This window comes from Cloacibacillus evryensis DSM 19522, from assembly GCF_000585335.1.
GTDB lineage: Bacteria > Synergistota > Synergistia > Synergistales > Synergistaceae > Cloacibacillus > Cloacibacillus evryensis.
Window position 1 is genome coordinate 3,229,568 of record NZ_KK073872.1, and the last position, 12,180, is coordinate 3,241,747.

Consider the following 12,180-nt stretch of genomic DNA (forward strand, 5'->3'; position numbering starts at 1 on the left):
TCTTAGTCCTCTTTCTTCCGGTCATCACCGGCTGAATCTGACGCCTTGCCGGACGGAGCCGGAGCGTTTATCTTGACCTTCACGCCGGGCCGGATATTCTGCAGCCCCGCGACGACGACACGCTGCCCTTCCGACAGTCCGGCGTCGACTTCACGCTGCATACCGAATTCCCGGCCAAGTTTCACGCGTATGTCGCGAACCGTATCGTCAGCCTCAACCACGTATACAAAGTCGCCTTTAGCGTCGGCCATGACCGCCGCCTGCGGAATGACCGGGACCATGCGGCTCTTTACAGACTGCGTGAATACGCGCACCATTTCGCCGGGGATGAGCCGGCCGTCCCCGTTCTTATAGCGTAAATGCATGAGCACCGTTCCCGTCTGCCGGTCCACAATATTGTCTTCAAAATCGCGGGAGCCCGCCGCGCCGAATGTCGTGCCGTTGCTGAGGACGAGCTTCGTTTTATAAACCGCGCCCTGACTTTTAAAATATTCAAGCTGGTCCAGGTAATCACGGTCCGGCAGCGTATAGGAGACGCGGATAGGGTCCATCTGGACGATGGAGGCAAGCGGTCCCGAGGCGGGGGTCACATAGTTGCCCTTCGTGAAAATTGCCGCGCCGATCTTGCCCGTGATCGGAGAGGTGATACGGCAGTAGCCGAGGTCGATCTCGGCGAGACGCAGGCCGGCCTTCGCCTGCGAGAGAGCGGCGCGGCACTGAAGAAGGTTCGCCTCGGCGCTGTCCCGCTCCGCGGCAGAGACGGCGCGGCTGTCCGCGGCGGTCACCCGTCGATAATATTTGTCGGCCTCGGCGAGCGAGGCCCCGGCCTTTTCAAGCTCCGCGCGGCGGAGCTCCACCGTCGCCTGATAGCGTGCGGGGTCTATCTGGAAAAGCGGCTGTCCTTCCCTGACCATGGAACCCTCTTGAAAATAGACGCGGGCGATCTCGCCGGATATCTGCGGTTTGACCTGCACGCTCTGAATAGCCTCGGCGCGCCCCACATACTCCGACGGCCGCGCCGAGATATCCGCGCTCTTCACGACGGCCACGGTCACGCTCGGCGCTTCGGCGGCGGCGTTCCCGCCTTTAGCGCCGGCGCCCATCCTTGGCGCCGCGTACCAGCAGCAGACGGCCGCGGCGATCAGCGCCGCGGCAGCCGCAGCTTTTATCCATTTTTTTGATTTCGGTTTGCTTTTGACTTCTATGTCGTTGTACGGTTCATGATTTCTCATATTTAATATACCTTCTCTTTTGAATTTCGTACCTTTTGCAGATACCTTTTTAAATACCGTAATGGTTCGCCCTATCAGTTTCGCAGCAGCACCGCGTTCTCATCCGCGGTCAATATCTTGTTGAAAGTGTCAAAGAGGATATCCGTATGCTCGGAAAAACTTTTCGGAAGGTTTCCCGCGAGCTGCATCATATACAGGCCGTGGAATATGGAGCTGATCAGTACGGCGATATCTCCTGTCGGAATGTCCTTTTTGAAACGGCCCTCTTTTTGTCCCAGGACAACGAACCGCTCTACGGCCAGCCTGTCGCGTTCAAAGTAGTCGACGATTATCTGCCGCGCCTTTTCCTGGACCTCGGCGGGCCACTCGTACTGCCGGCGGGCCATCATCATGTGGATCTTCGCGTACCTGGCGTTCTCCTCTAATTTTGCCAACTCTTTTTTGTAATAGCCCCACAGCTCTCCGCTTAAACGCGGCGTGCCCAGGATATTTCTGAAACTCTCCTCGTTATCCTGGCAAATGGATTCGACAAGCTGCAGCAAAAGATCGCTCTTATTCCGGAAATGCCAGTAAAACGCCCCCTTGGTGAGGCCCGCGCGATTTGATATCTCCGTAACCGAGGTATTCGCGAAATTTTTTACGCTGAGTATGTCAAGCGCCGATTCGAGTATGTTGGCGCGGGTCTCAAGAGCCTCTTTCTTTGTTCTTTTCATTCATTCACCCCCAGTGAATACAAATAAAGTGCGAGGATTATATTTACCGCGGAGTATGTAAGTCAATATGAACAGCCCTCGTTTTAAATGTGCAAAAAGATTAGAACGACTTTAATTTCATAGGCGAATGGCGGATCAATGGCGTGTCAAAACGATAAACATACGGAATTCCGCGCTCCCTAAAGGGCGGCAAAAAACACTGACGGGCATTCGCCTCACAGCATAAGAAAAACAACGCCGCGCTTACGACAGCCGTCCCGGGTAAAAACCAAAGCAGATATTTTTATTGAAAATAACCATAATTACATTCTTAATTACGTCCATTCAACAGTATAACGCGGCCAAATGCATAGTAACCGGAGCCGCCTGTAAAAATATGTGCTATCATTGACCCCAGAAAAACCGGCATAGAAGCGGGTACCGATTTCAAAGCGGTGTAAGGAGGAAAACCTTTTGCGCAGGACGAAAGAAGCGGCGGAAAATACGCGAAAGCGGATAATGGAGGGCGCGCTGGATCTTTTTATAGAAAAGGGGTTCTCCAATACGTCGCTTACGGAGATCGCTCACAGCCTCGGCATCACAAAGGGCGTCGTATACTGGCACTTTAAAAATAAAGAGGACATCCTTCTCCAAATCGTCAAACGCCATTGCGAAGCCAAGATACAAGAGGCGGTGAACGCGCTGAGCGACCCTATGCCGGAGCAAACTTTATACTCCTTTTACAAAAAGAGCTTGAACTGTTTCACCTCGGACGAACGGTTTATTCGCGTTTACAATCTGCTGAGCCAGAATCACAGCTGGCCGGAAGACATCAGGAACCGTGTTTTCGACATGCTCCACGACGCGGGCCTTAAGGAACGCGGGATCGTTACGGCTCACATAAAGAAAGCCCAGGAGGCGGGAGCGATCCGCGGAGACATTGAGGCCGAAAAGATCGCGGTCGTAATAACGTCGGTTTTCAACGGCCTCTATATGCTTCAAACGAAGGATCTGCTGCCGCGGGAATTCTTCATGTACGACAAACTGATCTTCGAGCCGTTCTCGCAGACGTTGGCCTCTTTGAACCTCTGATCCTGCGAAGGGAATTTTCGTGCGCCGCACGTCGGCAGAGAAAAGGCTTCTCACGCAAACCTCAACACTCCCGGCGATCTGTCCTTGTTGATGCGTTCATAATGACAAAATAAGGGTATAATCTCTCCGGTTCGGTAAATTTTTACAGAGAAGGAGTGCCTGCGCTTATGCCCCCAGGAGAACTCGACAACGCGCGCCCCGACGGGCCGCGTCTTTACGATTACATCATCATTCTCACCACGGTCATCATTTGGGGCGGCAGTTTCGCCTCGACAAAATACGCGCTCGCACAGGCGGAGCCGTCGCTCATCCTGCTGCTGCGCTTCCTCTTCGGCATACCCGTGCTCGCCGCCGGCTGCCTCTTTGAAAAAAGCCTGCGGCTGCCCACGAAGGAAGAGGCGGTAATCCTGCTCCTCATCGGCTTCCAGGGCATCTTCTTCCACCAGGGAATACAGGCGGTGGCGATGAAGACCGCCGGCGCGGGGAACGCAAACTGGATGATGGTCGCCTCTCCCGCGATCGTCGCGGTGCTCGGGCGCATCTTCCTTGGGGAAAAAATCTCACGGGCGGGCGTCTTCGGACTCATCCTCTCAGCCGTCGGCGTCACGATGGTACTCGCCTGGGGAACGGTGAAAGAGACCGCCGAGACCGGTTCATTCGGCACCGTCGGCGACTACATCATCCTGCTCTCCGTGCTCAACTGGGCCGTCTTCCTGATCGCTTCGCGCAAATTCCTCAAGACAAAAATGTCTCCCGCCTTCTCTATCTTCTGGGAGATGATCTTCGCCTTTTTCTACGCGCTCGTCACTTCCTTCGCCGTCGGCACGGATTTTTCCCAGATGGCCGCCTTCACGACGCAGACCTGGCTTTCGATCCTCTTCCTCGGCGCGCTCTCCTCGGCCTTCGCCTACCTGCTCTGGTATCAGGCCTTGGCCGTGATGCCCGTCGCGAAGCTCATCGTCTTCCAGTTCCTCCAACCCGTCGCCGGCATGGTCATTTCCTACTTCCTCATCGGCGAGCGCTACACCCTCTGGCTCGCGTTCGGCGCGGCGATGATCATGAGCGGTATCTGGCTCGTGAATAAACGGTAGCGGCGCGGCCTCACGCGGGGCAGGCGCATCAACAAAGGACAGGCAAATTACAAACAGCGGTTTATCTTCCGCCGGGATATCATGCGCGCGGCATTGACAACGCCGCGCGCAGATGATATGTTTTTGTATACACCGTTTTTACTGCGGCTGATTAACTAAACAAGGGGTGCCTGTTTGGCCATAGCGTAAGGGAGACAAACCGCATAGGGGACAACGAAACGGTATATTTTATATCGTGGTGTTGGTGTGCGGTTTTGTCCTTAGGGTATGCGAAACGGGCTTTTTTATTGAATTACGCCGCGGCTTGCGGCACGCCTCTTCGTTTCTCATAAAGGAAACCTCCCTCTCCCATCCCCATCTTTGCGGACCATCACCGTAAAAATAATACCGCTGCCGGCTGCCCGTATGAACCGCCGGCGGCAAGACAATGACAGGAGGCAGCAAACTATGAAATACACAAAATCAAACAAATATGATCAGAAATTTCTCAAGAACTACATAATGGGCCCCAATCCGATGAAGCTGCTTGAAGAGCTGCTCGCGAAATCCCCGCTGATGCCGGGACAAACTGTGCTTGACCTGGGCTGCGGCCGCGGCGTCACCTCGCTCTTTCTCGTCAAAGAATATGGCGTGAGAGTATTTGCCGCCGACCTTTGGATATCGCCGAGCGAAAACAAGAAATTCTTCGACGAAATGGGCTTAACCTCAGAGCAGGTCATACCGATAAAGGCCGAGGCGCATGAGCTGCCATTCGCCGACGGTTTCTTCGACGCCGTCGTCTCCGTCGATTCCTACCACTACTTCGGCCTCGACCCCGAATACCTGGGCAAGCATCTGCTGCCGCTGATAAAAGACGGCGGGCGGCTGATCTTTGCGGTGCCGGGAATGAAGAGGGACATCCACGACGCCATACCGGCGGAGATGCTGCTTTCCTGGCGCCCGGAGGATCTGGACACCATGCATGACGCGGCCTGCTGGCGGCGTATACTATCGGCGACGGATGGCATCGAGATCGTATCCCTCCGGGAGATGGACAGCTTTGACGAATGCTGGAACGACTGGCTCGCCTGCGACAACGAATACGCCGTCGGCGACCGTAAGGCGATGAACGCCGGCGCGGGAAAGTATATGAACTTCATCGCCGCCGAGATACGCAAAAAGAACCTCTCTTAAACAACGATCAGGGGGCCGCGGAAACAGACTTTTTTGCCGCCCCTTACAAAGAGTGCCGCCGCCCCCAAAAGAGCGCGCGGCGCTCTTTTACTTTTGCAATTAACAAATTTCAACGGCGGTTTTTCTGCTGCGGCAAAAGCGAACAGATACACCACGTCCTAAAAGAAGAGCTTGCGGGAGGACACGTAGTCACAAACACGTTAGGCGCCAACGCCGCATGGTGGCAGATAACGGTCCTGGCGGCAAACCTCTTAAGCTTTATAAAACGACTGTTCCTGCCGGAAGCATACCAGAACGCACGTCCGAAACCTCTCTTATACGAGGTTTTCTGCCAAGCGGCAAGACATACGTCCCATGCCGGCAAAACGGTAATAAAAGTGTTTGCTGCAGGCAAGGAAAGTCTTTTCGCCAAGGCGGCGGAGAAGATAAAAAGTTTCGACCTGCTGCTCGAATAACGGCGAGGTGATGTGAACGTTAATTGCAGCGCAGGCCGCAGGATAAAAACTATCTGCGTCTGGTATTGCTGTATCCCGGTGATAAATTGATGGTGCAATGTCTGCTGCTTCATCAGAATTTATCACGTTCTTATGCAGAACGGCTATCTTTCAGTCTCATATCTTGCTATTGAAAGGAACGTTTCGAGAACTTGGAGATTAAGGGGAGACGAGGATCATGGACTTTGGCTTGATGGCCTGCATAATAACTTAAGAACGGCATGTAGTCAATTATAAATTTTTAAAAAGTTGACAACGGCGCGGCGGGCGCGGCCGATTTTTTATGCGAAAGGAAAAACAAAGATGGATAAAGACAACGAAGAGATAGTATGCTGGTGCTCCAGCGTCACAAGGGGCGAAATCATAAAGGCGATCGAAGCGGGAGCTTCGTCGCTGGACGACATACGCAGCGCGACCGGCGCATGCACCGTAGGCCGCTGCCGCGAGCTGAGCCCGAAGAAGCGCTGCTGCGCGCCGGATATCGCCAAGATCTTAAAGGAATTCGGGAAGGCCTGACGCGGGAGTCCGCGCTTTTATAAAACGCCGGTCCCGCGGCGGCTGGAATAATTTACCACGGCCCGTTTCAGCGCAAGCTCCGCCATGAGCGCGCAGTGTATGTGCGCTTTATCCAGCTCTCCGTCGTCGCTGAGAAGCGCGCCGATATCTTCGAGGCTTACGGCGTATGCCGCGAGCGCCGGTTTGCCCAGAGCAAGCGAGACCGCTGCGGCGGCGCTGGCGTAAAGCGCTGAGCATGCGCTCTTTGTCACGCTGTATCCGGCGGCAGTTACGATCTGCCGTTGGTTGACCGTCAGGCTGATTCGCAGCAGGTCGCGGCAGTTTATCTCTTTAGCCTCTCCGCAGCCGTTCGCGTCCGCAGGGACTATCCTGTATGAGCCGGCTTCGGCCAGCTGCGCCACTTTTTCTATATTTGTCGCCATATCGAATATCTCCTCGTTATTTGCGTTTTGGCGGTCCGCCGGCAATAAAAACAGATGGGGAGGGATTACGCCTCCCCGTCTGCGAACTACTGCCTAAGCGCCTCTATCGAGCGCCGAACCATCGTCTTTGCGATGTCGATCTTATAGGAATTGTATTTGAGCGGTATCGCGCCCTTCAGCGCCAGTTCTGCGGCTTCGGCGGTCACGCTGTCGTCCGGGGTTTTGCCGACGAGGAATTTTTCCGCCTCGACGGCGCGGCGCGGTACGGGCGACGCCGCTCCGAGCACGATCTTTGCGTCGCTTATCCTGCCGTCGGACAGCGTGTATACGGAGGCTACCGCCAGTATGGCGAAGTCGATGGAATCGCGCAGCCTGTATTTGTTGTAGGCGGCCTTTGCGCCCGCGGCGGGGCGCGGCACGACGATCTCCGTTACGATTTCTCCAGGCAGCAGCACGTCTTTGACGCGCGTCTTCACGCTTAAAAGTTCTTCGGCGCTGAGCGTGCGCATGCTCGTTTTTACAGAAGCGCCGTATGCCGTAAGCATGTTGGCCATGTCGCTGCAGTTTACGGCAAGGCAGCCGCAGTTGAAGCAGCGCAGCGACTCTTCGTGCGCCTCGTCCGGCATGAAGCCGCACTGGTCCTCGCTGTCGATGCCGCGCTGCTCGACGGGCAGAGTCTTCGGATGTCCCGCGTGCGCGCGGCCTTCCACTCCCGCTTCAAACGAGACGAGCTGACGCTTCACTCTGCCGCTCGCCGCCGCTTCCACAGGCAGCGCGCCGCCTCCGCAGTATTCGTTGATTGAGAGCGCCGTCTCTTTTCCCGCCGCGATGGCCGCGATGACCGTGGCCGGCCCCGAGGTGACGTCTCCCGCCGCGAAGATGCCGGGAACGGAGGTCGTATAATCCGAATCCGCCGTTACGCGGCCGCGCTGCGTCTCTACTCCGAAAGCGCCGTCCAGGAAGTCGAGGTCGGAACGCTGCCCGATCGCCATCATTATCATGTCCGCTTCGCACGACAGCGTGCGGCTTTCGTCGTAGCAAGGATTGAAGCGGCCCGTCTTGTCGAGCACGCTGACGCAGGATTTGAATATTATTCCCGAAACGTCATCGCCAGCCCTGTTTATGGACAACGGGCCCCAGCCGTTGCATATATCCACGCCCTCTTCGACGGCGTGCGCTGTCTCTTCGGCGTTCGCCGGCATGTGCTCGCTGTCCTCGAGGCACACCATCCGCACGTTTTCCGCGCCGAGGCGCTTTGCGGTGACGGCCACGTCTATCGCGACATTTCCGCCGCCCACGACGACCACGTTCCGCGGCATTTTTTCGCGCATGTAGCGGTTCACTTCAACGAGGAAATCCAGGCCGAAGCGCGTAAGCTCCTCGCCGGCGAGCCCGATCAACGGGCGCTTCCAGCAGCCGGTGTCAAGCATCACGCTGTCGCTGTCCGCGACTAATCCGTCAAGCGACACATCCTCGCCGACATGAACGCCGCAGTGTATCCGAACGCCCATCTCTTTCAGCGCGGATACGAATTTCCGCACGATATCCTTAGGCAGGCGGTACGGCGGTATCGCGTAGGTCAAGCAGCCTCCTGCCTCCGGCTGGCGTTCGTATACATCCACGCAGTAGCCGGCCTGCCGCAGATAATATGCGGCGGTGAGGCCGGCGGGGCCGGAGCCGGCGATGGATACGTGCTTTCCGTTTTCCCGCGCGGGACCCTGCATGAAGTCCTTGCTGTGCTCGAGGATATGATCTCCGAGGAAACGCTCCACAGAACCGACGTTCAGCGTCTCGTCGTATTTGTTCCGGTTGCAGTTCTCCATGCAGAAGTGGGCGCATACTCTGCTCGTCACGGCAGGCATCGGATTTACTTCCATAATGACGCGGGCGGCCTCGTCAGTTTTGCCGGCGCGCATGAGCGCCATGTAGGCGGAGATGTCCGTATGTGCCGGGCAATTGTCTGTGCAGGGCGTCACGCAGACCTTTGCCGCGCCGAATATTGAATGGTAGCGGTTCTCGCCCATCATGGCGGAGCAGAGATGCCCCTCTTTGCGGGCGCAGTTGACGCTGCCGCCAAGAGAGTTCGGATAGCGGTAATACCAGCAGCGTATGTCCTGGCAGATATTGCCTCCTACGGTGGCGGAAGAGCGGATATTCGGACTGGCGACGGAGTATGCGGCGTCCGCCAGCGCGCCCCAGCTTTCGCGGACGATCCCGCTGGCGCTTATGTCTGCAAGCGTGGCGGCCGCGCCCAGGTGAAGGCCGTCTGTCTCTTCTCTGATGGAGTCGAGTCCCTTCACGTTTTTAAGACTTATCACCCGATCTGGATATGCGGGCAGCAGCTTTTCTTTCAGAACGCCGACAAGGTCCGTGCCCCCGGCTGAAAGTACGGAGCCTTCTTCTTTCAGCAGCGCGGAGGCCTCCTCCAGCGTTTCCGGCGCAATATAAGCGAAAGGCTTCATTTATTTGCCCTCCTTTGCTTTTAATGCGGCCAATACTTTGGCCGGTGTGATGGGATAATCGTTTAGTTTTACGCCGAGCGCGCCGTAAAGCGCCATGCGTATCGCGGGCGCGCCCGGCGAGAGCAGCGGTTCTCCGGTTCCGAACGCACCGAAGGGGCATGACGTTTCGCGCCCTTTGTTGCTTTCAAGAATTATATGGTCGTGCGGCACAACGTCGTTGAACGTGCGTGTCTTGTAATCTATGTTGCTGGGGTTCAGCACGCGGAAATCGTTGGGATCCCAGATCGTCTCTTCCATGCAGGCGATATCGACGCCGGCGTAGAAGGATTGCACCTGATTGCGCAGCGGCAGCGGGTTGATGATGACGCCCGCGTCGGAGCCGCCGAAATGATCGATGATGCGGAACGTTCCCATCTCCCTGTCGGCCTCGACCTCGACGCACTGCAGGTGGAAAATGGTGCCGTTGTCCGTGCCGTCGAAATGGCCGCAGCCGGTAACTCCGTCCACCTTGCCCATGAGCTGCGGAAAGAGCGAATATTTCGTCTCCGGATCTGAAAGGCGGTAGACATAGCAGTCTTTGAAACCGAGATCGTCAATGGGAACGCCGAATCTTTCGTTCGTAAGCGCAAAGAGCTTTTTCTTCAGGTCGCGGCAGGCGCGCAGCATGGCGGTGCCTCCGCAGTATGTGGAACGGGAGGCGGTGGAGCCGAATTCCGGCGGTGCCGAGTTCGTGTCGGAGGGGCTCACGCGGATGCGCTCGATGGGGATGTCAAGCTCCTCGGCGCAGATCTTCTGCTGCACCTCGCGGATGCCGGAACCGAATTCCGTCATCATCGTGGAGATATAGACTCCGCCCAAGGCGGTGATGGTGACGTTTGCGTTGGAGGGGCGTTCCGCGGTGTCAGAGTGTCCGCACGAGCATACGCCGATGCCGCGGGAGAAACGCCCGTCCTTGGAGACCCATGTGGGCTTGCCCCAGCCCGGCCAACGTTCCTTCCAACGGAATGCGGCGGCCGTTTCGCGCACGAGGTTCTTCCAGTCGCATGTGACGTTGTACTGCCAAAAATGCGGGCCGGCCATAGGGTTGTAATAGCGTTCTCCGAGCCCCATCGCATTCTTTTCGATAAAGACCATTGGGTCGAGGTCGGCTTTCTCGCAGGCCTCGAATATTGCCTGCGTAACCAGCAGCGTGCTTTCCAAATATCCGTAGCCGCGGAACGATCCGGAGGGAACGTGATTTGTGACCACCACCGAGCCGTCATATTTTTTGCTGGGAGGGTTCATGACGATGGACATGGTGTTCGTTCCGACCTGCATCATAAATTCCTGCGTGCTCGCGCAGGCGCCGGCGTCGGAGTATTGGCGCATGCTAATGGCAAGCGGGGAACCGTCTTTCTTCATTCCGAATTTTATGTGGCTCTGTGTGCGCATACGCGTCTGATGCGCTCCGAAGTGCTCCTCTTTGCTGTAAGCGTAAAAGACGGGGCAGTTTGCGGCCTTCGACATTAGCGCGGCGTATATCAGCACATGGACGTTGCCGCTGTACAGCTTCGAACCGAAGGAGCCGCCGACGGCGGGCGTAAAGATGCGCACGTTCTCATACGGTATGTCCAGAGACGTGGCGACGTTCTGCTGGCAGTACGACGGCGTGGCGGCCGAAGCGATAAAGGACACGTCCTCGCCGCTCCAGTCGGCGATGATCACGGGCGACTCCAACGGCAAAGGATTCTGTCCGCTGTTGAGGGCTGTGTCGAGCTCTACGACGACGTCCGATTCGGCAAAGCCGGACTCGACGTCTCCGACCTCAAAGTTGAGATTCACCTTATGCGGGGCGATGTTGCCCGGGAATTCCGGGAAGAGCTGCGGCGCGCCGTCTGCAATGGCCTCGTCTATAGTGAACACCGGCTTGTATTCCTCGTACTCCACCTCGATCAGCGCCATGGCCTCGTCTGCGATATCGGCTGTCGTAGCTACGATCAGCGCAACGGCGTCGCCGACGTAGCGGACGCACTCGTTGAGGATGCGGTAATGCTTGGGCGGCGTGAAGCCGTTTGTGATGAAAACGTTGTCCGGAATGTCCTTGTATGTCACGACCGCCGTGACGCCCGGCAGCGCCTTCGCCTTTTCGGCGTTGATGGAGACGATGCGGCCGAAGGGGATCGGGCTCCTCAAAACTTTGCCGTACTGCATCATCGGCAGCGTGAAATCGCCCGTATACCTCAGCTTGCCCGTGACGATCTCGTCTCCTTTGATGCGTTTGGTCTCCTTGCCGATATAGCGCATATTCTGCTTCGGTATCTCAAATGTTTGGTCTATCTTGTAGCTTTCAGACTCTATCAGCGCTCTGGCCGGATTATAAGAACTTTTGACCTCGCTCATTTTGCGGCCCTCCTTTGTTCTACGTATGCCATAATGGATTCCACGGCGGAGTAATGCGTTCCGCAGCGGCAGTAGTTTCCTGCCAGCGCCTCGCGCACCTCTTCCTCGGTGGGCAGCTCCTCCCTCTCCAGCAGAGCCTGAGCGCTCATGATCACGCCCGGAGTGCAGAAGCCGCACTGATAGCCGCAGTGATCCACGAACGACTGCTGTAAGGCGCTCAGCCGGCCTGTCGCGGCGTCCGCGAGACCCTCGATGGTCACGATCTCCGCCTCGTCGCAGTCCAGCGTAAGCGTCATGCAGCTCATTACCGGCTTTTTGTTGAGGATCACCGTACACGCGCCGCACGCGCCCTGCCCGCACCCCAGCTTTACGCCGGTGCAGCCGACGCGGTTCCGCAGAGTATCTGCCAGCAGTTCGTTTTCGGGCATATCGTTCTGCCCGTCTCCGATGGTAAAGCTGTATGATCGCCTGTTTACTGTCAGGGTGATTGTCTTTACGGTCCTTTCTTTCATTTTTCCTTTTTCTCTCCTTAAAAGGTATTTATATATTTGCGGTTCGATTTACAAGAAACCGCATTAAGCTTGCCTGTGAAGCGAAGGCGCAGTATGTTCTTTCGCGCGCCTTCGC

General features: G+C 56.6%; 11 protein-coding genes. 4 read left to right on the top strand and 7 right to left on the bottom strand.

The window, feature by feature from the left end; translation table 11 throughout:
• Positions 1-2: 2 nt before the first annotated feature.
• Complete coding sequence (locus CLOEV_RS14445) at positions 3-1,232, bottom strand: efflux RND transporter periplasmic adaptor subunit (RefSeq protein WP_034444614.1); 1,230 nt, start codon at positions 1,230-1,232, stop codon at positions 3-5.
• Positions 1,233-1,306: 74 nt separating this feature from the next.
• Positions 1,307-1,945: a TetR/AcrR family transcriptional regulator gene (locus CLOEV_RS16250; RefSeq protein WP_051485137.1), complete on the bottom strand. Its 639-nt coding sequence runs from the start codon at positions 1,943-1,945 to the stop codon at positions 1,307-1,309.
• A gap of 453 nt (positions 1,946-2,398) precedes the next feature.
• Between CLOEV_RS16250 and CLOEV_RS14455 the strand changes: the two genes are divergently transcribed.
• The 3 genes from CLOEV_RS14455 (at position 2,399) to CLOEV_RS14465 (ending at position 5,280) form a co-directional block, all read left to right on the top strand.
• Positions 2,399-3,016 (top strand): TetR/AcrR family transcriptional regulator, encoded by a 618-nt coding sequence (locus CLOEV_RS14455; RefSeq protein ID WP_034444617.1) that lies wholly within the window; start codon positions 2,399-2,401, stop codon positions 3,014-3,016.
• Between the two features lie 167 nt (positions 3,017-3,183).
• On the top strand, positions 3,184-4,107 hold the full coding sequence (locus CLOEV_RS14460) for a DMT family transporter (RefSeq protein ID WP_034444619.1): 924 nt from the start codon (positions 3,184-3,186) through the stop codon (positions 4,105-4,107).
• A 447-nt stretch (positions 4,108-4,554) separates the two neighbouring features.
• The gene (locus tag CLOEV_RS14465; RefSeq protein WP_008708814.1) at positions 4,555-5,280 is read left to right on the top strand and encodes an SAM-dependent methyltransferase; all 726 of its coding nucleotides are present in this window, start codon (positions 4,555-4,557) and stop codon (positions 5,278-5,280) included.
• Between the two features lie 314 nt (positions 5,281-5,594).
• On the opposite strand, the gene CLOEV_RS17220 is transcribed toward CLOEV_RS14465, so the two are convergent.
• Complete coding sequence (locus CLOEV_RS17220) at positions 5,595-5,861, bottom strand: hypothetical protein (protein ID WP_218915529.1); 267 nt, start codon at positions 5,859-5,861, stop codon at positions 5,595-5,597.
• Positions 5,862-6,077: 216 nt separating this feature from the next.
• On the opposite strand from CLOEV_RS17220, the gene CLOEV_RS14470 reads away from it, so the two are divergent.
• Positions 6,078-6,290: a (2Fe-2S)-binding protein gene (locus CLOEV_RS14470; protein ID WP_034444622.1), complete on the top strand. Its 213-nt coding sequence runs from the start codon at positions 6,078-6,080 to the stop codon at positions 6,288-6,290.
• Positions 6,291-6,307: 17 nt separating this feature from the next.
• Here CLOEV_RS14470 and CLOEV_RS14475 read toward each other — a convergent pair whose 3' ends face one another.
• The 4 genes from CLOEV_RS14475 to CLOEV_RS14490 all read right to left on the bottom strand — a co-directional run bounded on the left by CLOEV_RS14475 (position 6,308) and on the right by CLOEV_RS14490 (position 12,065).
• A complete protein-coding gene (locus CLOEV_RS14475; RefSeq protein ID WP_156938438.1) occupies positions 6,308-6,712 on the bottom strand; it encodes an iron-sulfur cluster assembly scaffold protein in 405 nt (134 codons plus the stop codon).
• Positions 6,713-6,798: 86 nt separating this feature from the next.
• Positions 6,799-9,174 (bottom strand): FAD-dependent oxidoreductase, encoded by a 2,376-nt coding sequence (locus tag CLOEV_RS14480; RefSeq protein WP_034444627.1) that lies wholly within the window; start codon positions 9,172-9,174, stop codon positions 6,799-6,801.
• Positions 9,175-11,553, bottom strand: a complete 2,379-nt coding sequence (locus tag CLOEV_RS14485; protein ID WP_084482466.1) for a xanthine dehydrogenase family protein molybdopterin-binding subunit — start codon at positions 11,551-11,553, stop codon at positions 9,175-9,177. It abuts the gene before it with no gap.
• Positions 11,550-12,065 carry a (2Fe-2S)-binding protein gene (locus tag CLOEV_RS14490; RefSeq protein ID WP_034444629.1) on the bottom strand — a complete coding sequence of 172 codons (516 nt, stop codon included), beginning with the start codon at positions 12,063-12,065 and terminating at the stop codon, positions 11,550-11,552. The genes CLOEV_RS14485 and CLOEV_RS14490 overlap by 4 nt, the downstream gene beginning before the upstream one ends.
• Positions 12,066-12,180 lie beyond the last annotated feature (115 nt).

Bases quoted from the DNA above. Each gene is read 5' to 3' on its own strand.
- CLOEV_RS14460 (WP_034444619.1), top strand. From the start codon at position 3,184: ATGCCCCCAGGAGAACTCGACAACGCGCGCCCCGACGGGCCGCGTCTT.
- CLOEV_RS14475 (WP_156938438.1), bottom strand. From the start codon at position 6,712: ATGGCGACAAATATAGAAAAAGTGGCGCAGCTGGCCGAAGCCGGCTCA.
- CLOEV_RS16250 (WP_051485137.1), bottom strand. From the start codon at position 1,945: ATGAAAAGAACAAAGAAAGAGGCTCTTGAGACCCGCGCCAACATACTC.
- CLOEV_RS14480 (WP_034444627.1), bottom strand. From the start codon at position 9,174: ATGAAGCCTTTCGCTTATATTGCGCCGGAAACGCTGGAGGAGGCCTCC.
- CLOEV_RS14490 (WP_034444629.1), bottom strand. From the start codon at position 12,065: ATGAAAGAAAGGACCGTAAAGACAATCACCCTGACAGTAAACAGGCGA.
- CLOEV_RS14465 (WP_008708814.1), top strand. From the start codon at position 4,555: ATGAAATACACAAAATCAAACAAATATGATCAGAAATTTCTCAAGAAC.
- CLOEV_RS14470 (WP_034444622.1), top strand. From the start codon at position 6,078: ATGGATAAAGACAACGAAGAGATAGTATGCTGGTGCTCCAGCGTCACA.
- CLOEV_RS14445 (WP_034444614.1), bottom strand. From the start codon at position 1,232: ATGAGAAATCATGAACCGTACAACGACATAGAAGTCAAAAGCAAACCG.
- CLOEV_RS14485 (WP_084482466.1), bottom strand. From the start codon at position 11,553: ATGAGCGAGGTCAAAAGTTCTTATAATCCGGCCAGAGCGCTGATAGAG.